This window comes from Jidongwangia harbinensis, from assembly GCF_020216025.1.
Lineage (GTDB): Bacteria > Actinomycetota > Actinomycetes > Mycobacteriales > Micromonosporaceae > Actinoplanes > Actinoplanes harbinensis.
This window is the reverse complement of the sequence record NZ_JAIWNC010000033.1, coordinates 34641-56053: the sequence shown is the minus strand read 5'-3', so window position 1 is coordinate 56053 and position 21413 is coordinate 34641. Positions and strand designations below refer to the sequence as shown.

Below are 21413 nucleotides of genomic sequence, written 5' to 3'. Positions count from 1 at the left end.
TTACTTGCCCTGTGCGGGTACGGCTTCCACGGTGACCTCGGTGTCGTCCTCGCCGATCACCCACGGCAGCACCTCGATGCGCTGATCGCCCTGTTCCGCGCGCAACGTCTCGTAGGCGGCCGCCACCTCTTCGTCGCTCATGATCGTGGTCTCGCGGAGGAAGTCCCCCGTCAGCCGGAACGGCACCGCACCGCCCGGGTTGAACAGCACGTCCACACCGTCCGGGAGCAGCGACACCACGCCGGTGAGGTCCTGGTGCTGCCACTGCGGCGCGCTGATCCGGCGTACCTGCGGCATGCTGGTGGCCACCACCACGCAGCGTACGTCGTCCGGTGACTTGACGATCAGCGGGCGCTGATCGCCGTTGAGCGCGACCTCGAACAACGCGTCGCGCATCAGCAACTGCAACTGCTCCGCCGGGGCCCGTCCCTGCATCGTTAGGCGCAGCATCGCGTCCAGTGGATCTGTCACCGGGTTCTCATCACGCGGCTCGTAGCCCGGATTGCTGCGGAAAGGCCCCACCGAGCCGTCCGCGGCGAGCGGCCACAATCCGATCACCGCCTCGATCGGCGGCACCTCTTCGTCGGGTTGCGGACGCCAGTCCGGGTCCATCAGAAGGAAGTAGTTCTCCATGTCCTGCTCGTCAGCCGGCATCCGCCCGCCCTCTCGACTCGTCGTCCTGCTCGCCGCGCACGACTTCGGCGTCGTGACCCTCATCGGCGGGTACGATCGTGATCTGGTCCTCCGGCCGGAACGCCGCACGAGCCGCGCTGACCTCGTCCTCGCTCATCGCCGCAGTGGCCCGGATGAAGTCCCCGGTCAGCCGCACGGAGGCCGGTCCACCAGGGTTCACCAGCAGGTCCATGCCGTCCGACAGCGATGCCGCGACCTCGTCGAGGTCTGACCGCCGCCAGTCCGGCGCCGCGATGCGGGCTTGGTGCGGCGTACTGGTTGCCACGATGGCGCAGGGAACGTCATCCGGAGATTTGCCGATCAGCGGGCGTCCGTCGCCGTTCATCGCCTGGTCCACCAGGCAGTCGCGGAGCATGAGCTGCAGCTGCTCCACCTCCGCATCCCCGCCCATGGTGAGTCGCAACAGCGCGTCGAGGGGATCGGACGGTGAGTTCTCGTTCACCGGCCGGTAGTCGGGGTTGCTGCGGAATCGGCCGACGGAGCCGTCCTCCGCCAACGGCCAGAGCCCCACGATCGCCTCGAACGGCGGCGTTTCCAGCTCGTCGTCCGGCGCCCACTCCGGGTCCATCAGGAGGAAGTAACTCTCCTCGGCGGTGTCCACCGCCTCGTCCGCTGCACTGGTCATGTCAGGTGATCCTCTCTCACGTCCGGTCACGGCACCTGAACCGGCCGACCGCGGCTGCCCGCGGCGCGGGGATGGCGTTCAGGGCAGTATGGCGGAGGAAGGCCCTTCGGCCGTATCCCGACTGAAGCCGGACGGCGGCGCCCTGCATTCGACCACGGGCCGCCGCGCGTAGCTCCGGTGCGGACCGTGGTCCTGCCCCAACCTCAGCGCGTCGCACCCCTTCGCACCTTCGGCACAGCAGAACCTGGACCGGCTCGACGAGGCCGAGCGGACGGGCTCAGGACAGGGAGACCTGCACGTCGCCCATCCGCTGAGCGGCGGCGTTGCCGGCGTTCTTCCCCGCCGCCTGGATCGCCTCGACGATGGCCCGCTGCAGCTTCTCCCGGTCCCGCTCGTCGAAGACCCGCGGATCGACTTTGACCGCGCTGACCTTGCCCATGCCGTTGCACAGCACGGTCACCGTGCCGTCCTCCGAGCGGCCGGTGATGAGGGCCCGCTCCAGCTCGGCCTGGGCCGACTGCATCTGGTCCTGATACGACAGAGCCGTCTTGACGATGTCCTCGAAATCGAACTTCTGGCCGGGTTTCACGGTTCCTCCTGGGGGTGGACGGGTGGTCAGCCGACGGCGGCGAGGCCGCCGGATTGGCGAGCGGCGGCCCGGCCGGGCTCCGCACGGTTCATCAGGCCGTTGAGGTCGGCCAGGGCGAGCGTGCGCGACGCGGCCGTGCGGGTCAGGCCCCAGGAGAACAGGTGGGCCGCCCGTACGGTGCGCTCCGGCAGCCCGGCGGCCAGGTCGGCGATCGCGGTACGCACGTCGTCGGGCACCTCGTGTCCTCGGCGCACCAGGTGTCGCACGACGATCTCGGCGAACTCCGCGGTGCTGTACGCCGGCATCACCCACTCCTGCTCGAAGACCTCGTCGACGCCGGGAACCGAGGCCCGAAGGTCCCGCAACGCCGCGGCCTCGCCGATGAGCACCGCGACGGGGTCGCCCATGCCCGCACGCATCTCCTCGACCAGCGACTCGACGGCCTCGGTGCACCGGCCGCTGCCGTCGTCGGTGTGCTCGACGAGCAGCACGCCCCCTTCGGCGTCGCGCAGCGCCGCACGGACGAGGCTGCGCGCCTGACCGGGCCACTGCGGCGCGAGTTCGTGCGCCGTCGACACGCGGACCAGGTGGCCGACCGGGATGAGGTCCAGCTCGGACAGACCGGCGGCGTACAGGCGGGCGAACTCGCTCCGGCCGCTGCCGGACGGGCCGTTGATCACCACGTTGCCGTGCCGGCCGTACCCGCGGCGGCGGTTGCGTAGCTCGCACATCTGCAGCAGCGTCGCGCCCGCCGCCTCGCGGACCGAGGCGGCGCCGACGAGCTCGCACATCCGGTGCCAACTGCGGGCGGCGCTGATCGCGGCGGTCGGGTTCGTGGCCACGTCGGGCTGCGCCACGTGCTCGACCGGCAGGTCCTCCAGCAGCGCCAGCTCCGGTACGAGGTCCTGGGCGGTGAGCCGGTTGAGTTCGGTGTCCTTGGCCGGGGGCGCGCTCGCCAGGCGCGACGCCTGATTGTTGATCATCGCCTCGAAGAGCTTGCGGGCCACGCGGCCGTTGCCGAACGTCCCGGTCTTCGGGACCCGGGTGAAGTACGTGGTGAGCGCGTCCATCGCGTCATCGGTCAGCTCGTAGTAGTGCTTGCTGCACAGGTTCGAGGTGATCGTGACCAGTTCCTCGACCGAGTAGTTCGGGAACTCCACGGTCCGGGTGAAGCGGGAGGCGAGACCGGGGTTCGACTCGAGGAACTTCTCCATCAGCTCCGAGTAGCCGGCCACGATGACCACAAGCTCGTCGCGGTGGTCCTCCATTATCTTCATCAGCGCGTCGATGGCCTCCTGCCCGAAGTCCGGGCCCGAGCCGCCGGATCCCGCCGACAGGGTGTACGCCTCGTCGATGAAGAGCACGCCGCCGAGCGCCTTGGTGACCAGCTCGGTGGTCTTGATCGCGGTCGAGCCGATGTACTGCCCTACCAGGTCCGCGCGGGCCGCCTCGATCATGTGCCCCTTGGACAGGATGCCCAGCTCCGCGAGGACGGAGCCGTAGAGGCGGGCCACCGTGGTCTTGCCCGTACCGGGCGGGCCGGCGAAGATCAGGTGCCGGCTCATCGGGGGCATCGGCAGGCCCATCTGCTGGCGTACCTGGGCCACCTTGATGAGGTTGATGAGCGCGGTGACCTCGTGCTTGACGCCGCGCAGGCCGATCAGGGAGTTCAGCTCCCGCAGCGGGCCGCTGAGTTCGCCCTCCGGCTCCGGCACCGTCTCCTCCTCCCGCTCCTCGCGGACGGCGGACGGCCGTTCCTCGTACGCCGTCGCCGGCCGGCTCCCGGTGGTGAGCGCGTCCACGGTGAGCTTGGCGTCGGCGCAGCGGCGTACGTCCTCGCCGCCGTTGTCCTGCACCGCGCACCGGCTGATCGTGACCGGCTCGGCGGTGTCGACGCCGAACCCCGCACCGCCGCTGCCGAGGACCTCGCAGTCGGTGAACGAGCCTCGGGCGCCACGGCCGAGGCCGATGCCGTCCTGGCGGGCGCCGCGTACGCGGACCTGCACCGCGCTGACCGACCCGCCGGAGGCCACGTGGATGCCGTCCGCCGACGCCTGAGCGATCTCGCTGTCCCGCACCTGCGCGGAGCCGTCGGCCACGCGCAGCCCCGCGCCGCGGAGCACGGCCGAACGCAGGTCCAGCGTCGCGGCGCCGGAGACGGTGACGGCGGCTGCGCCCGTACCGTCGCAGCGGATCTCGCGGACCGTGGCGCGGGCGCCGCCGAGCAGCTCCAGCCCCACCGCGCCCGCGGTGTCGAGCACCAGATCGGAGCCGTCCAGCGTGGCGCCGTCCCGGACGACGAGACCACCACCCTGCTGCACCCCGGCGCGCAACCCGCTGAGGGTCAGCGTGGCGTTCGTGGTGGCGACGGCCAGGTGCTCGGAGGTGCCGCGTACGGTCAGACCCGCGAAGCGTGGCGCCGCCTCCCCTTCGGCGTTGATGCCGATCCGCGAGTCGGCCACCGTGCAGTCGGTGAAGATCGGCGCGGCCCCGGAGACATGCGCGGCGGTGTGCCCCGCGGCGAACGTGCAGCGTTCGAAGGCCGGCTTCGCGCCGTCGGTGATGTGGACCGCCTGCAGCGCCGCGCCGGTGAAGGTCGAGTCGGTGACCACCATGTCGATCTCGCCACGCAGGAACGCGTCGACGTTCGCGCTGTCGCGAATGGTCAGCCGGTTGATCCGGGCCCATGCCCGCTGCTCTACCACCAGAGCCGGTTTCTGCGCGCCGGTGATCTCGCAGTGCTCGGCGGTCAACCGGGCGTCGCCGTTCACGCAGATGCTGTTGGCGACCGTGTCGCGGACCGTGCAGCGGCGCAGCGTCAGCGAGCCGTTGTCGCAGACCACCACGCCGGAGGTCCCGATGTCGCGGACGACGGTGTCCTCGACCGTGCTCATGCCGGGCGAGGCCACGACGATGCCGGCGCCGCCGGGGTTGCGCACCTCGCATCCGCGCAGCGCCACGGAACCCTGCAGCCGTGCCAGCAGAGCCACCCAGGAGGCGCCGACGACCGTGCAGTTGTCGAGGGCGACCTCGCCGGAGTAGACGTCGACCGCCGCGAGCTTCGGGTCGGCGCTGCTGAGCGTGATGCCCCGCAGCTGCGCGCCCTCGCCCTGCACGCCCAGCACGCTGCCCTCCTCGACGTGCACCTCGACCGGCCCGCCGGGCTCCGCGCTGATCGTGATGAGGTTCCCCACGACGAGCTTCTCCGCGTACCGGCCGGGGTGGACGGTGATCGTCGCGCCACGCTCCGCCCGGGACAGGGCGGCGCCGATCGTCGAGTAGGCGCCGGGTCCCCCGCCGCCGACCACCAGGACCTGCCGGTTCATCCTCGGCTCCCCTCTGCGGCGGGCGGTACCAGCCCGGGCAGGACCCCGAACCGGGCGGTCGCGCCCGGTCCGAGCCGCCGCCGTGGCTCCACGCCGGCCCAGCGCTCGATGCTGCGGCGCAGCGCGGTCACGGCCAGCTCGTCCAGCGAGACGCGGTTCGCGTCCACCCGGCCGCTGTCGTCGATCTCGTTGACCCCGACCTCGCGCAGGAGCACCGCGCCGCGCTGGTCGCCGGCCGGCTGGCGGATCTCGAGGATCTTGAAGTTGGTGCCGGGCAGGAACAGCACCCGGTCCTCGGCGCGGTCGTCGCCGTCGGGCTCCAGCAGGCCGGTCCGCCGGGCCGTCATCGACCAGACCAGGATGTCCGTGTCGCCCTCCTGCGCGGAGCAGGGTCCGGTGAGCGCGGCGACGAAGCCCCAGTCGGTGACCAGGCGGCGCTCCCGGTACAGCTCCCACTCGCGGGCCGACGGCGAGGTCCGGAACACCGTCGTCCCCCGGTACGACGGCAGCCGCGACAGGCCGGAGACCACACACCGGGCGAACGGCACGTGCGGCCCGTTGGCGCCGGACCGCAGCCCCGCGTCCACCCCCGCGCCGCGCCGGGACAGGTAGAACCGCACCGCGACGGAGTCGGCCAGCACATCGTCGGCGGTCGCCGCGCCGCCGCCCTGCATGCCGGGGTGCTCGGACATCAGCCGCGACACCGAACTCGCCATGGTGTCGAACTCGCGGCTGAGCGTACGGCGCAGCCAGGCACGCTCGTCGTCGAGCGGGCGCCGGGGCAGCAGGGCGGAGGCCTCGGACGCCGGTACGGCCTGCACCCGTGCCTCGCCGACGGCCGCGGGTCCGGGCTTGGCAGCGACGGGCTCGGGCTGCTTCGCGGGGGCGGTGGGCGCCGGCGGCTCCGGGGCCGGGGTGCGCAGCGGGCTCGGGCCGATGTCGGCCGGATCGGGCACGTCGACCTGCGGAATTTCGAGCGCCGACGCCGGCGCCGGCGGAGCAGGCACGACCGGCGCAGCAGGCTCGACCGGCTCAACCGGCGCAACCGGCGCAACCGGCGCAGCAAGCTCAACCGGCGCAACCGGCGCAACCGGCGCAACCGGCGCAGCAAGCTCGACCGGCGCAGCAGGCGCAACCCGCGCAGCAAGCTCGACCGGGGCCGCAGCCTGGACGCGCCCGGGCAACGGCACTCGGACCTGCCGCTGCGGCACCGCCACGGGGGCCGAGCCGACCACCGGTGCGACGACCGTCGGCGAGATGATCGCCTCCATCCGAATCGGTCCGGCCACGGACGCCTCCACCCGAACCGGCCCAGCGACCGGCGCCTCCACCTCGACCGGCTCAGCCACCGGCGCGGACATGATGCCGGCGACGGGCTGCGGCGGCACCGCCATCGGCGTGGTGGCCGTCGGCGCGGGCGCGTCCGTCTCCGGGCTCAGCAGTGCCTGCGCCCGCCCCGCCGGGCGCATCCCCGGCACCAGCACCGACGCCGGGAACAGTGTGCTGGCACCGCCCGCACCACTCTCCAGCCGGGCCGCGAGGTCCTCGGCCAACTCCCGCATCCGGGCCGCGCGATCGTCCACTGTGTCGTCGAAGATGAGCGTGCTGCCCTGCGGGTCCAGGGCCGCCGCGCGGACCCGCTCGGCGTTCGGCGGTTCCTCCGGCGAGCGCATCCACAGACCGGCCTGGACCACCTCCACCACGGCGTCGGGGGCGTACCAGTAGACCCGCTTGCCGACCTCCTCGGTCCAGCGCAGCGGCGACCGGTGACTGACCACGAGCGGGCGGCGGGCCTTCGAGTTCGGGTGCGCCCGCGGGGCGTAGGCCAGCTCCAGCGCGAACGGCGCCCAACCGAGCACACCGTCGGGGCGTACGGTGCGGAGCTCGTACTTCTGCGGCGCTCCCACCGGCACCCCGGTGTAGCAGATGATGTTCGTGCCGAGCTGGTCCGCGAGCGTCTGGCCGAACGACTCGCCCTCGGGCAGACGGACGTCGCCGTACTGGATGAAGCGGGTGCGGGCGCGGCTGTCCTCGTCGAGTTCGCGCCAGAAGCGGACCACGTCGTCGAGCGAGAGCGGCGCGGTGCCAGGGCAGCCCAGCAGGACGGCCATGGTGTCCGGCTGGCACGGCACGTCGGCCACGAGGCGGGCCCGGTGCTCGGCGACCGTCTCGGGGTACCGCACGTCATGGATCCACACGCCACCCGGCAGCGGCTCGATCTCCCCGGTCGAGCTGGAGGCCCTGCGGTCGACGACCGCCCGGTCCCACGCCGGGGTCGGGTAACGCTTGGCGTCCCACGACGGAGGCTTGCCGGGGCGGAACCGCACCCAGCCGCTGCCGGGCGTGGAGTGCACGAACAGCGCACCCGCGGAGCCGCGGACCAGGTCGCCGTCGGGGGCGATGACCGTACGGTTCAACCGCTCGGACAGCCACTGCCCGGCCATCGCCGCCGCGTTGCGGTGCTGGCCGCACGCCACGAGCCGGATGCCGCGACGCCGCCGGGGCAGCACGCCGGCCATGGACTCCCAGGAGCTGATGGGCATGCCGGGGCCCAAGTCGAGTACCACCACGTCGTTCTCGGCGTCCGCCACGACGGAGAGCGCGAGGGACTGGGCTTCGGAACTGATCGCGTCCTCGGCGTGCAGCACGAGGGCGTTGCCCACGGTGTGCTGGACGACCCCGCCGGGTCCCCCCTTGCCGCCGCGGAGCAGGCCGCGGATGCCGGATGCCATGATGAACTACCTCCCTCCGCCACCGATGGAGGCGGCGTGACTCAGCAACGGTCCCTGCGGCAGGGCCGCCAGCAGGCTTCGGGGGAACGGCACGAGATTGGCCTTGTCGAGCTTCAGCGCCACGGCGGCATCCCGGTCGAGAAGGTGGTAGGCGATGCCCTCGTCGGAGATCAGGTGCGCCTCGACCTGGAGTTTCGAGACCTGCGGCACGGGGGTCACGACCATCCCGGTGCGCGGCGGGATCGACACGAACGGCCGTCCTTCGCCGTCCACCGCGGACTGGTCGCGCGTCGTGAGCACCGGCATGCTGCCGAAGGCGTCCCTCCCGACGGGCTGCTGGCGCAGGCAGAGCACGCGGTCTCCGGGGTCCTGCCAGTGCAGGCCGACGAGCTCCGGCAGCCGGCTCGTCAGCGACCGGTCCGTCGAGCGGGGAGCGTCGACCACGGCCGCCGCGTCCAGCTCGACCGGTTCGCCGCCGCGGTCGGCGTCGGCGAGGAGGAACTCCGTGCGGCTCATCGGCGCGAGCCCGTCGCCGCGCAGCACGAACAGCTGCTCGTCGCCGGCGGCGGGGCGCTGCCGGAACAGCGTGCCGACGGGATGACGGCGGCCGCCGACCTCGGGGCCGGTCGAGCCGGCACCCGGAATCTTCGCGGGCTCGAGTTCGGGACCGGTGGCCAGCCAGTCGAGCCACTTCCGAGGGGCCGGGACCGGGCGTACGTTCGCCGCGCCGAGCGCCACCAGCACCGCGTCGCCGCCCACCCGGAACTTGCGGCCCAGCGCGACCACGTACGTGTGGCCGCCGCCCCGGACCACGCTGAACCGGTCGGCCGGCAGCGGTTCCGACGCGGCCCGCGGGTCGAAATTGATCCCGAGGCCGTCACCTGGCAGGTCCACCACGGACCCGGGCAGGCAGGTCAGCCACGGCCCGGAGAGCATGTCGCCGGCCGCCGGCACGGTCTGCGGCGCGTCCCGGATGCCGATGGCCGGGCCGCGCGGGACCTTTGCCAGCGAGTTGCGCGAGATCAGCTTCACCTTGGCGGCGGGGCCCTGCACCAGCATCGCCGACGTCAGGTTGGGGGCGGGGTGCAGCTTGCCGCCGAAGTAGACGTACCGGTTGCCGGTCTCCTTCTCCACCAGGATCGCGCCGGCCTGCCGGAACGCCTTGCTCCCGCCGGGGACGATCCAGCCGTAGACGGCGAAGCCGGCCGCCACCAGCACCACGACGAGGATGCCCAGCAGGGTGCCGGTCAGCGCCCGGCGGCCCGGGATCTCGGCGCTGGTCGGGTCACCCTCGACGAGCGCGGAACTCAGGCGGCCCATCATGAAGGTGTGGGCGTGGACGTGGTCGCGTTGGGTCTGCATGCCGGCCTACCCGAACAGTCCGCGGGCCCACGCGTACGTCCCCAGGACCTGCGCCAGCACCGGGAGGACCGCCAGGCCGGTCGTGACGTCGAAGAACGTGGCCGAGTACTCCCAGAACGGCAGGAGCCGGCGCGGCCACGGGCGCAACGCCGCGAGCACCAGCGGTACCACGGCCGCGAGGAGGCCCCCCAGCAGCGCGTACCGCCAGCCCGGCGTCCACAGATCGGAGAACCTCATGATGACCATGAGGTAGCCGACGGTGCCGGCAGCGACGAGCGCGATCCGCTGCCACAGACCGAGGAAGGTTCGGGCGCGCAGCAGGATTGCACTGGCGACCACCAGCACCAACGTCCATCCCGACCAGCCCGGGACCTGCATGGTGAAGGAGAACAGCACCGGCAGGACGAGCGCTGCGGAACTCATCGCGACGGTCAGGTACGTGTCCGCGTGACCGGTCCGTTCCTGCACCACGTCGGACGGGACCGGCTCAATGTCGTACGACATGTCCTCGCCGGTCTTGGGCAGTTGCGGGCCGCGCAGCCGGGACAACTTCACCGCCACCCGGGGCGCGAGCACGATCACGACGAACACCAGGGCCATCGCGGTGGCGGAGGTGCGTTGCATGGTCATCGCCGAGCCGGTCCGCAGCAGCAGCACGCCGATCACGACGAGCCCGGTCACCCCCACCACCAGCAGCGGGGCGAAGGGCAGGCCCGGGATCACCGTACGCTGCAGGAGCAACAGCAGGGCGACCACCGCCACGCAGGCCACCGAGCCGGCGAGCACGGCCGACTCGGTCCACGCGATCCCCTCGGGGTCGCTGTCGAACGCGCTGGAGGCCCCCAGCGCCGCGAAGCCGCTCGCCGCCGAGCTGAACAGCAGTGCGAACGCCCCGTCCGTCAGCTTGCGCCCGGCCACCAGCGCCGAGCTGAAGAAGATGGCGGCGAGCACCCCGGCTGAGATCGCCTGCAGGAGCACCGGGCCGCGGTCGACGAGCACGGCGCCGAGGGCTCCCATGGCCACGACCGACAGCAGCAGGAACAGCACCCGCCGGTACTCGGGCCGCCAGCGGTCGTCGCGCCGGTTCACCACCGTGGCGACGCCCTCGGCCAGGTCGTCGAAGTCGAGTTCCGGCAGCGGATCCTCGGCCTGTCGCAGGTGCAGTTCCTCGCCTTCCAGCCAGTCGAGGCTCTCTGGCGTACCGGTCAGCTCGAACGGCGGCTGCCCCAGCCGCTGCAGCACCCAGGCCCCCTCGGGGATGTCCGCGTCGGGCAGACGGCCCGCCGTGGTGTGCTGCAGCAGGATCGGCAGCAGGCCGGCGACGGTGGTGGTCGACGGCACCGCCAGGTCGACCTTGCGGTCCGGTCCGATGACGGTGATCCGGCACAGCTCGCCGGTCGCTGCCGTGGTCACCCGCGGCCCCTTTCGCTGACGTAACCCGTCTGCATCAGCTTCACGCCGCGCCGTGTGACGAGCTGGGCCCGTCCCGCCGGGAGCCGGCGCGGGGCCGCCTCGCCGAGGAACTTGCCCTCTTCCTTCGGGTACGAGAAAAGGGTCGCCGGGGTGCCGAGTTCCCACATCCGGCGCACGACCGGGTCCATCATGGCGCGCATCGCGCCGGACGTGCTGCGCGCGACCACCACGTGTAGTCCGATGTAGACGCCCTGAGCCAGCAACGGCAGCAGCGGCTCCAGGGTGGAACCGGGGCCGATGCCCTTGGTCATCAGGTCGTAGTCGTCGACGACCACGAACAGCTCGGGCCCTTCCCACCAGTCCCGGCGGCGCATCCGCTCGGAGGAGATCTCCGGCCCCGGTATCCGCCGGTTCATCGAGACGGACGCCTGGCCGGCGAGTTCGAACAGCTTGTCACCGGTGATGCCGGACCCCACCTGGAACGCCGCCGGGATCGCGGTGTCCAGGTCGCGCCGCGAGTCACCGAGCACGACCTTCGCCTGCTCCGGTGTGTAGTGGTGCTGGATGGCGCGCAGCACCAGCCGCAGCATGTTCGTCTTGCCGGTCTCACTGTCGCCGAAGACCAGCATGTGCGGCGTGGCCATGAAGTCGTGCCAGACCGGGGCGAGCCGCTGCTCGTCCTGCCCGATGCACACCTTGAACTCGCGCTCCGGGTCGGGGAGCTGTTCGACGACGAGGCGGGTTGGCAGCATCCGCACGGCCGGCGCCGGCGCGCCGGTCCAGAATGTGCCGATCTCCTCGACCACCGACTTGGTGGCCTCGGCGAGGTCGCCGGTCTCCGCCCTGCCGTCGGTACGCGGCAGCGCGCCGAGGAAGTGCAGGCCGTCGCTGGTGAGCCCGCGGCCCGCCTGGTTGGGTACGGTCGCGGCCTTGCGCGAGCCGACGTCGGACTCCATCGCGTCGCCGAGCCGCAGCTCCAGCTTGGTGCCCATGAGGTCGCGCAGCCACGTCCGCATCTCCGACCAGCGGGTGGCGGTGACCACGACGTGCACGCCGAACGAAAGGCCGCGCGAGGCGATCTCCTGGAACTTCACGTCGAGGTCCACGAAATCCTGCTTCATCGTGTACCAGCCGTCCACGATGAGGAACACGTGGCCGTATCGGTCATCGATATCGCCGCGGGCCCGGGCCGCCAGGTACGTGGCCATGGAGTCGAGCCCGCGCTGGGCGAACTCGGCCTCGCGGCGCTCCATCACCTGCCGGATCTCCTCGATGGTCCGCACGACGCGGTCGCGTTCCATGCGGGTTGCGATCGAGCCGACGTGCGGCAGGCCGGCGATCGACGCCAAGCCACCGCCGCCGAAGTCGAGGCCGTAGAACTGCACCTCCCGCGGCGTGTTGGTCAGCGCGAGCGCTAACACCAGGCTGCGCAGCAGGGTCGACTTGCCGCTCTGCGGGGCGCCGGCGATGCCTACGTGGCCGTTGGCGCCGCCCAGGTCCACGGTCAGCAGTTCCCGCAACTGCTCCTGCGGCCGGTCGACGATGCCGACCGGGACCCGCAGCCGGTCCTGCGACGCGGGATCGGCGACGGTCATGCCGCGTACCGGGTCGGGGACGACGCTGGGCAGCAGGGAGTCGAGGCTGGGCGCCGCGGACAGCGGCGGCAGCCACACCTGCCGGGCCGGCGGTCCGGACCCCGCCAGCCGGTCGAGCAGCACCTCGACGAGGCTGGGGCCGGACGCGGCCTCGGGACCGGGCTCGGCCTCCGGCTCCGGCGCCTCCGCCGGGCGGACCCGCCCGGGGTCGTGCCGGACGGCGACCTGCCGGGTGGTGAACGGTACGACCTCGGCAACGGCCGCGTCTTCCTCGTGCTCGACCCCGCCGACCAGGCCCTTGCCGGTGTACGGGCCGGACACGTACGCCGACTTGAACCGCACGAGGTTGGTGGTGTCCACCTTCAGGTAGCCGTTGCCGGGCTCGGGCGGCAGCTCGTACGCCTTCCCCACGCCGATGACCGCGCGAGACTCCATCGAGGAGAATGTCCGCAGCGCCAGCCGGTACGACAGGTGTCCCTCGACCCGGTTGATCCGCCCCTCGTCCAGGCGCTGGGAGGCGAGCAGCAGGTGCACGCCGAGGCTGCGGCCCAGCCGGCCGATCGAGACGAACAGGTCCATGAACTCGCCCTTGCTGGACAGCAGCTCGCTGAACTCGTCGACGATGATGAGCAGCACCGGGAACGGCACCAGCTGTGCGCCGGCCGCCCGCGCCTTCTCGTAGTCGAACAGCGAGGCGTACCCGCTGGCCCGCAGCATCTCCTGGCGCCGGGTCATCTCGCCGTTGAGCGCGTCCTGCATGCGGTCAACCAGCGGCAGCTCGTCGGCGAGGTTCGTGATGACCGCCGAGGTGTGCGGCAACTTCTCCATGCCGATGAAGGTCGCGCCGCCCTTGAAGTCGACCAGGACCAGGTTGAGGATCTCGGAGCTATGGGTGGCGGCGAGCGCGCACACCAGGGTGCGCAGCAGCTCGCTCTTGCCGGAGCCGGTCGCGCCGATGAGCAGACCGTGCGGTCCCATGCCGCCCTGCGCGGACTCCTTCAGGTCGAGTTCGATGACCTCGCCGTCCTCGGTCACACCGATCGGCACCTGCAGCCGGTTGCGCTGCGGCACCCGGGACCGCCACAACTGCTGGACGTCGAACGTGTTGGCGTCACGGATCCCGAGCAGCGTGGTCAGGTCGAAGCTGGTCTCCAGCGGCTCCTCCGCCACGTCGAGCGTGCCGCTGGTGCGCTTCGGTGCGATCAGCCGGGCCAGCGCCTCGGCCGGTCCCGCCTCGAGGGCGTCACGGACGGCGCTGCCGACGGTCTCCCCCGACGGGAACTCGACCACGTCGTCCTTGGCGGTCAGCCGCAGCACCTTCGGACCGCCCGGCATCGCGCCGGTGAGGTCGAGCAGCACGATGTTGCGCAGCCCGGCGCCGAGCAGGCGGGAGCTGTCCGGCAGGTCGGCGAGGTGGGCGACGATCACCACGAACGGCTCGGTGGACGACGGCCGCGACGCCCGGTCGTGGTCGCCGCGGTCGGTGACCTCCGGCCCGAGCAGGTCCATCAGCTCGTCATGGGTACCGGCGAACAGGCGTACGGGGCCGGCGGAGTCGATCGCGGTCGGGTGGGCGTTGTGCGGCAGCCACTTGATCCAGTCCCAGTTGCCGCGGTGCACCTCGGGGGCGAGCACGGCGACCCGTAGCTCGTCCGGCGCGTGGAACGTCACGAGTTGGGCGACCATGGCGCGGACCAGGTCCACCGCCGCGTCGGCGTCGCCCTCCAGCTCGATCGAGGTGAAGCTGCGCAGCCCCACCGAGATCGGTATGCCGGACACCGTCCGGTACGCCTCCGAGAACCGCCGCAACGCGATGGAGGCCAGCGGCTCGAGGTCCTCGATGGGCTTGGTCTGCGGCGGCAGGAACCGCAGCATCGCGCTCTGCCGGCCCAGCCCGATCCGCACCCGGCCGAAGTCGTCGTGGCTGGGCCGCCGCTCCCACAGCCGGCTGCTCATCGCCACCGACCACAGCCAGTCCGGCTGCGGGTTGTTCCAGAGCACGAACTGGCGCTGCTGGTCCGCCGCGGATCGGGCCTGCTTGCGCAGCTGGGCGATGTACCGCAGGAAGTCCCGGCGCTCGCCGCGCATCTTGCGCTTGCGGTCGGCTGCGGCCTTGCCGATCTGCACGACGCCCATCATCAGCATGCCGACGGCCATCGCGCCGCCCATCACGTACATGATCGGAGCCCGGCTGTAGAGGCCGAACATCGCCATCATGGCGCCCATGCCGAGCCCCATCGGCACGATCATGGCGAGGGAGCGGAAGTCGAGCGGCGCCTCCTCCGCCATCAGCGGCGGCTCCTGCAGCTCGACCTCACCCTCGGGCACCTCCGGGCCGGCGACGCGCGGCGGGCGCTTGACGGTGACCGTACTCATCCGAGCATCCCGGTGTCCGCGCCGCCGCCGCCCCAGGCGGAGTCGTCCTGGCGAAGCAGCTTCACCGCGTACCGATCATTGCGGTACTTCTCGGCCGCCTTGTCCTCGTCCTCCTCGTCGCAGCAATCGGCGGCGGACGAATGCCGGGCCGCCTTACGCGCCTCGGCCTCCTCCCGCTTCCGGGCCTCGGCCTCCTCCTTCTCCCGCTTGAGCCGCTTCTCCTCCTGCTCCAGCCAACTCTGGGTCTCGGCCGTCGTCAGGTCCGGCCCGCCACACATCAACGGCAGGCCGCCGTCCTCCACCGGCACCGATGCCGCGGACCGGTTGCGCCGCCACAACGGCAGACCCGGCGCCTCCTGCGCATCAGGCATCGGTCAGCTTCTCCTCACGTTCGTCAGCGTCGCCGTGCAACCACCAGGACTGCCCGGTGTCGTCCCACGCGGCCCGGTCACCGCTACCGTCGTCGGCCTGCAGCACCGGTACGTGGTCGTCCGTCTGCGGCCCGGCCTCGTCCTCGGCCTCGTCGGGGCCGGCCCACGTCCGGCTCTCCTCGACGAGCAGCTCTGCGGCCTCGGGACGTTCCGCCTTCTCGCGCTCCGGCGGCTCGGACGCACCCGGGAAGCCGGGCATCACCACGACCGGTTCGGTGTCGCCGATGCCGGGCACCGAGACGCCCTGATGCCAGCCCAGCGCCGGGTCCACCGGCGGCGGCGGGTCCACCGGTGGCTGCGCATCCACGATGCCGGCACCGCCGGGCGCCGCTCCGGTGGGTGCGCCCGGTTCGCCGCCGGCGTCATCCCCCAGCCAGTCCTGCGGATCCCCGTCGACCAGCGCGGAGGAATCCGGTCGCTCCGCTTCCTTGTCACTCGACCCGCCGCCAGGGCCGGGCGGACCGGGCATCATCGGTACGCCGCCGGGCGCCCGCTCCGGTGTCCTCTCAAGAGCGGGCGTCTCCGCCGGAACGGAGACATCCGGGACCGCCGGGGCGTCCACCGATTCCGGGTTTCCGCCGGGCAGCCCGAGGCCGCCGGGCGCGACACCGGCGGGCGCATCGGGCACATCCACGGCCCCGGCATCCGGCTTCCAGTTCGTCGGGTCTCCGGCGACGAGCCCAGCGGCGTCCGGACGTTCCGGAATACCCGCACCGGCACCGCCGCCACCCGGCGGAAAGCCACCAGGCATGCCCGGAACACCGCCGCCGAGACCGGCGCCACCCGGCACCGCACCACCCGGCGCATCCGGCACATCCACCCGACCGACACCCGGCTCCCAATCAGTCGGCTCACCACCGACCAACCCAGCCGCATCCGGACGCTCAGGAATACCGGCACCACCAGCACCACCACCCTGCGGCGGCACACCACCCGGCTTACCCGGAACACCACCACCCAGCCCAGCCCCACCCGGCACCGCACCACCCGGCGCATCCGGCACATCCACCCGACCGACACCCGGCTCCCAATCAGTCGGTTCACCACCGACCAACCCAGCCGCATCCGGACGCTCAGGAATACCGGCACCACCACCACCCTGCGGCGGCACACCACCCGGCATACCCGGAACACCACCACCCAGCCCAGCCCCACCCGGCACCGCACCACCCGGCGCGTCGGGGGTCAGGACCGTTCCGGACGACGGCTTCCAGTCGCTCTGGTCACCGCCGAGCAGCCCCGAGGCGTCCGGCCGTTCCGGGATGGCGGGGTTGCCGCCGCCGAGGCCGCCTCCTCCCCCACTGCCGCCGGGCATCATGGGCATACCGCCGCCCGCACCCGGAGGATTGACGCCGTTGCCGAACGGGCTCGAAGCGCCGGGCGCGTGCGGAATGGTCGGCGGGGCGATGTCGCCGGCTCCCCTACTGACCAGCTCCGGCGCGCGCGGGACGGTCGGCGGGTCGATGTCACCGGCTCCGCCGCTGCCCAGCTTCGGCGCCTCTGGAACGTCGCCCAGCCTGGAACCGGGCCTGTCCCGGTTGGTGTCGCCGGCGCCCAAGCTGCCCGGGGCGGGCGGTACGACGGGCGGCACGAAGCTCCCGCCGCCCGCCTGCGGCCCACCGCCGTTGATGCCGTCCGGTCCGCCGTTCACCGGGGCCAGGTCCGGCGGCCCCTCGATGGTCGGTGCGGTCACATTCGGCGGATCGTTGAGCGCCGACAAGTCGGGCGGACCATCCATGGACGGCGGCTTCACATCCTGCGGCCCGTTCAACGTCGACAGGTCGGGCGGACCATCCACGGACGGCGGCTTCACATCCTGTGGCCCGTTCAACGTCGACAGATTGGGCGGACCATCCACGGACGGCGGTTTCACCTCGGGACCACCGCCCGGCGGGTTCGGCAGGCCCGGCGGGTTCTTCAGGTCGAGCGGCGGTGGGGTCGGCACGTTGATCTTGCCCAGGTTCGGCGGCGTGATCGTGGGCTGCTTGGGCAGCGTCACGGTCGGCATCGAGGGCTGCGTGATCGGCGGTTCCCCGGTGCCGGTCGGCGGTGTCACGGCGCTGTACGTGATCTCGTACTGCGTCGCGAGCGTGTCGACGACCTGCGCCATCTGCTCGGTCATGGGCTTGGCGAACCGCGACTTGCTGATCGCGACGCCGTTCGGGGTGACGGGCGCGGGCGGGACGTCGTTCCTCGCGATGGTCGCCCACTGCACGTCCAGCAAGTTGATCGCGTGCTGCGCCCACGCCAGGTAGCGGGCGTTGTTCCACAACTGGTTCGGCACCGACTGGGTGCCGTTCATGCCGTCGGCGCCGGCAATGTGCTCAGCCTGCGCCCCGAGGAAATCGGCGAAGTACTCCATCTTGGCGAGGAACGCGTCGGCCGCCTTTCCCTGCCACGCCTTGCCTTCGCCGGCGAGGGCGTTCGAGTGGTCCCGGATCACGGTTTCCAGCCAGCTGAGAGTCTCGTACGCCTGGTTGAAGGCGCCGGACGCGTCCGCGAGCGACTGCGGGTCGACCAGCGTCCCGGCGAGTTCCACGGCGTCGTCATTGCCGAGCGCCGCGCCGCCGGTGACCGCCGCCTTGAGCTTTCGCCAGCCCGGCGGCTCCTCGTGCACCCACTTCTTGTAGTCCTCGAGGTCGGAGGTGTCGATCTTCGCCTGCATGAACGTGGCCGCCTTGTCGACATCCCTGTTCCAGTTGTCGTCGTCCTTGTCCTTCTCGGCCATGACCGGGACCGCATCCTCCACCTAGGACCAGCAAAAACGGACGGCTGCGCGGCGCGTCACTTAAACAGCGAGTCGGGCGTGCCCTTATCCAGGCTCGCCTCGTCGGTGCCGGAATTCTTGAGCTTCTCGATCTGGGCCCATGCGTTCTTCATGGCATCGGTGAGCTGGTCACCGGTCATCTTGTTGAGTTCTTCGGCGCTGTCGTACTCGTCGGCGAGCTTGATCAGGCTCTTCCGGAGGTTGTAGATCGCCTGGTGCACCGTCATGAGGGTGTCCATGGTGCCGCCGCGCAGGCCGTCGTCGTCGCCGCCGGCCCCGTTAATCTTCTGGCGCAGCACCTCGGCCTTGGCGAAGCCGCCGGGCTTGATCGAGACCTTGTTCAGCTTGTCCCAGGCCTGCCAGGCCACTCCCCCGGTGCCGTCCGGCTCGATCGCCTCGAGCTGCTTGGCGAAATGCCGCAATGCCTGCGTGTTGACCGCCACGCCTTTGCCCTTGTCGACGGAATCACTCCACTCGTGCACCACGGGCGGGCGGAATCCGTCGTCGTCCTTGAGACCGTAATTCTTTCCCTCGGCCGGCGCGTGCTCGTACTGGACGGCGTCCTTGCTCCCCGACTTCTTGTTGAACTCGGTCGCGATCTTCGTCCAGTTGTTGATGTCGAGCACATGGTCTTGGTACCAGTCGTACGCGTCGAGTTCCTCCTTGGAGTAGTTGCTCTCGTCGAGAAAATCGATGTTCTTCGGATGGTCCCTGGCATTGTCATGAATCTCATCACGGATCCGCCCGACGGCATTCTCGGTCCAGCCGTCCGGCTTGTGGTGCTCGGAGTCGTACGTCTTGAATACGCCGGCCGCCACAGCACCGTCGAAGGAGGGGGTGTTCACGTCCACGGGCTTCGTACCTTCTTCTGAGCAAACCGATTTTGCGGGGACAGACGCCGACGGCCCGGGTCATGACTCCGGGCCGGCGGGACTACCGGCAGCCGCGCCGATCGGACACGGAGCCGGCCGTGCGGCATCAGGCGCCGCGGACGCCGTTCCAGATCGCCGCGTGCCGCTGCTCGGTGGTGCCGTAGTTGTCCGAGATGTTGAGCAGCGTCGACCGGGCCTGCTCGAGGTAGACGGACATCTCGTTGGCGGCCTGGTTCCAGGCCTGCTTCGACGCGTAGTACTGGGTCTGCGCGTCACCGGTCCAATCCTGCAGCGACCGCTCGACGCTCTGCTCCATGTCGGACAGGGCGGTCTTGATGCGGGTGTTGATCTGGTTCATGTCGTACAGGGTGGAGTCGGCCTGGCTGAAGTCGAAGCGGTAGTTCGACACCGTCACTTCCTTTCTATGCGGGATTGCGGGCACCGGAGGGAGGCGTCAGATGCCCGGCAGCGCGGAGGCGAAGGACTGAGCCGCCGAGGCCGCGGTGTTCTCCGCCTCGGCGTAGCCCTTCGTGGTCACGCCCATCACGTCCATCATGTGGATGAGCTCGTTGATGACCTTCTGGAACGAGTTCTCCCAGCTGTCCATCGCCGTGTTGAAGCCCCTGGCCGCGTCACCATTCCAGGTGGCCTGCAGCATCGCCATCTGCTGGTTGACGCTCTGCAGGTGGCCGGTGAACTCCGTGGCTCGGCCGGAGAATTCCTGGGCAGCCGCCTGCATGCCCACTTCGGTGGTCTGCACCACTGGCATGGTCACAGCGACACTCCTTTCGTCGTGCTCGTCCGGGGCGACGCGGGTCATGGAAAAACGGGCCCGGCGTTCGCAGACAGAAGTGTTGGCTGATGGCGACCCGACGAAGCAAGGTGGTGCGGCCCCAACGTCCCGAACCTTTAGCGGATTTGCCTCCTTCGACGCGACGACCCCGCGCGGCGGCGGACAGGCGGGAAGAAACCGTCGAGTTTCGTGCTATCCGGCGGCCGATCCCTTTGTCGCCGCGATCGGGCGGCCCTAGTACTGGGATCGGCCCCGGACGGAAGGAGAACGGCGGATGGACTTCAACGAGCGCATCGAGCACCTGTTCCAGGAGTACGGGCGGCAGCGCTCCAGCCTGACCGAGATGCAGCAGAAGATGCGGGACATCTCGGTCTCCGCCACGTCACCGCGGCGCGAGGTCACCGTGACGGTCGGGCAGAGCGGCGTCCTCACCGACGTCACGTTCCCGACCGGCGCCTACAAGCGGCTCACCCCGACGGAGCTGACCGCCCTCATTCTGCAAACCTACGCGGAGGCCAAGGAGTCGGCCCTGCAGCGGGCCGCCGAGCTGCTGGCCCCCATGCTCCCGGACGGCATGGACGCTCAGGCACTCGTGCGCGGCACGGCCGGCGCGGAGACGTTCCTGCCCCCCGAGCCGCGGATGGCCACCAGCGTGCGTGAGTTCCTCGGCATCGAACGGGCCGGCCGATGAGCGACCAGCCGCGGGGCCACCTCTGGGTAGACCCGGAGGGCGTCATCCGCCTCGGCGACGCGTACGCCGACCACGGAGCCATCTACGACGCTTACCTCGCTCAGCTGAAGGACCTCCGTGCCCGGTACGGCAACAGCTGGGGCGACGACGACATGGGCCGGCAGTTCTCAGCGAAGTTCCTCGAAGGGCTTGACACCCTCGACACCATCGTCGGCAGCGTCAAGAGCACCCTGGACTACACCTCACTCGGGCTCCGCAAGAGCGGCAAGCTGTACCGGGAGACCGACGAGCAGGCGAACGAGTGGAGCAACCTGCTCAACCATCAGATGGAGGACGTCCCGCAGGGCTCCTTCGTACGCCGTGACGACGGGGACGCACAGCCACAGGCCCCGGAGCAGCAGCTTCAGGCGCGCCTGCACGAGGCGGGCACCACCCTCATGCCCTTCCAAACAAGCGCACCCGTGCAGGACGCAGGCAACTACGCAGAACCACAACACGCAGCAATCGCGACCGAGAAACGCGCAGCAATCACCATCCAGGACCGCCCAGCAATCCCAACCATGGAACGCGGAATCACCATCCAGGACCGCCCAGCAATCCCAACTATGGAACGCGGAATCACCATCCAGGACCGCCCAGCAATCGTAACCGAGGAAAACACGAACAACTGCGCCGAACCACAACACGAAGCATTCATGTCCACCTCGCTGTTGCCGGATGAAGCTGGGATTTCCACTAAGAGTGTCGAACCGTCCACCGAGGAGCACGCAGTCGAGGACCCCGCGTCAGAGCTGATGCCGGGCCTCGCCAATCCACTGCAGACATCGGGCCATTTCCAGGACGGACGCTGGCACGACGCCCATATCGACGGCTTACCGCTGGCCGACGGCTTCGACCTGCTGGGCTTCTCCAGTTTCCCGGACGGGACAACCCGCATCGACGCCAACCTCTACCAGTCCATCTCGCCGATCACCGCGGATCACGTGATCACCGACCGCGACGGTGGACCGCTCGACACCGGCGATTACCCGCTTTTCGTAGTCAAGAAAGACCCCACCGTGGATCCCACCGCGCCCGGCTACGAACCGCTCTACGTGACCTTCGCCCCGGACGGTACTGCCGTGCCGCTCGTCACTGACCTCTGACTG

14 protein-coding genes and 1 pseudogene are annotated in these 21413 nt (G+C 70.9%); 2 read left to right on the top strand and 13 right to left on the bottom strand.

What is annotated here, in order from left to right:
• The 13 genes and pseudogenes from LDL48_RS32180 to LDL48_RS32120 form a co-directional block, all read right to left on the bottom strand.
• Positions 1 to 654 carry a type VII secretion system-associated protein gene (locus tag LDL48_RS32180; protein ID WP_225258890.1) on the bottom strand — a complete coding sequence of 218 codons (654 nt, stop codon included), beginning with the start codon at positions 652 to 654 and terminating at the stop codon, positions 1 to 3.
• A gap of 148 nt (positions 655 to 802) precedes the next feature.
• Positions 803 to 1318, bottom strand: a pseudogene (locus LDL48_RS32175) (type VII secretion system-associated protein); the annotation flags it as partial.
• Between the two features lie 277 nt (positions 1319 to 1595).
• Positions 1596 to 1907, bottom strand: coding sequence for a YbaB/EbfC family nucleoid-associated protein (locus tag LDL48_RS32170; protein WP_225258889.1), 312 nt, complete (start codon positions 1905 to 1907; stop codon positions 1596 to 1598).
• 26 nt (positions 1908 to 1933) lie between these two features.
• Positions 1934 to 5233, bottom strand: a complete 3300-nt coding sequence (locus tag LDL48_RS32165; RefSeq protein ID WP_225258888.1) for a right-handed parallel beta-helix repeat-containing protein — start codon at positions 5231 to 5233, stop codon at positions 1934 to 1936.
• Positions 5230 to 7965, bottom strand: coding sequence for a hypothetical protein (locus tag LDL48_RS32160; protein ID WP_225258887.1), 2736 nt, complete (start codon positions 7963 to 7965; stop codon positions 5230 to 5232). Before LDL48_RS32160 ends, LDL48_RS32165 begins: the two co-directional genes overlap by 4 nt.
• Positions 7966 to 7971: 6 nt before the next feature.
• Positions 7972 to 9327, bottom strand: a complete 1356-nt coding sequence (gene eccB, locus LDL48_RS32155) for a type VII secretion protein EccB (protein ID WP_225258886.1) — start codon at positions 9325 to 9327, stop codon at positions 7972 to 7974.
• 6 nt (positions 9328 to 9333) lie between these two features.
• Complete coding sequence (gene eccD / locus LDL48_RS32150; RefSeq protein WP_225258885.1) at positions 9334 to 10740, bottom strand: type VII secretion integral membrane protein EccD; 1407 nt, start codon at positions 10738 to 10740, stop codon at positions 9334 to 9336.
• Entirely contained in the window at positions 10737 to 14711 is a 3975-nt protein-coding gene (gene eccCa / locus LDL48_RS32145; RefSeq protein WP_225258884.1) for a type VII secretion protein EccCa, read from the bottom strand. Before eccCa ends, eccD begins: the two co-directional genes overlap by 4 nt.
• A complete protein-coding gene (locus LDL48_RS32140) occupies positions 14708 to 15082 on the bottom strand; it encodes a hypothetical protein (RefSeq protein WP_225258883.1) in 375 nt (124 codons plus the stop codon). Before LDL48_RS32140 ends, eccCa begins: the two co-directional genes overlap by 4 nt.
• Entirely contained in the window at positions 15075 to 17870 is a 2796-nt protein-coding gene (locus LDL48_RS32135; RefSeq protein WP_225258882.1) for a WXG100 family type VII secretion target, read from the bottom strand. The genes LDL48_RS32140 and LDL48_RS32135 overlap by 8 nt, the downstream gene beginning before the upstream one ends.
• Before the next feature lie 56 nt (positions 17871 to 17926).
• Positions 17927 to 18760, bottom strand: a complete 834-nt coding sequence (locus tag LDL48_RS32130; protein ID WP_225258881.1) for a hypothetical protein — start codon at positions 18758 to 18760, stop codon at positions 17927 to 17929.
• 127 nt (positions 18761 to 18887) lie between these two features.
• Positions 18888 to 19190, bottom strand: coding sequence for a WXG100 family type VII secretion target (locus tag LDL48_RS32125; RefSeq protein ID WP_225258880.1), 303 nt, complete (start codon positions 19188 to 19190; stop codon positions 18888 to 18890).
• Positions 19191 to 19235: 45 nt separating this feature from the next.
• On the bottom strand, positions 19236 to 19556 hold the full coding sequence (locus LDL48_RS32120) for a WXG100 family type VII secretion target (protein WP_308016517.1): 321 nt from the start codon (positions 19554 to 19556) through the stop codon (positions 19236 to 19238).
• Between the two features lie 292 nt (positions 19557 to 19848).
• Here LDL48_RS32120 and LDL48_RS32115 point away from each other — a divergent pair, with 292 nt between their 5' ends.
• On the top strand, positions 19849 to 20265 hold the full coding sequence (locus LDL48_RS32115) for a YbaB/EbfC family nucleoid-associated protein (RefSeq protein WP_225258879.1): 417 nt from the start codon (positions 19849 to 19851) through the stop codon (positions 20263 to 20265).
• On the top strand, positions 20262 to 21410 hold the full coding sequence (locus LDL48_RS32110; protein WP_225258878.1) for a hypothetical protein: 1149 nt from the start codon (positions 20262 to 20264) through the stop codon (positions 21408 to 21410). Before LDL48_RS32115 ends, LDL48_RS32110 begins: the two co-directional genes overlap by 4 nt.
• Positions 21411 to 21413: the final 3 nt, after the last annotated feature.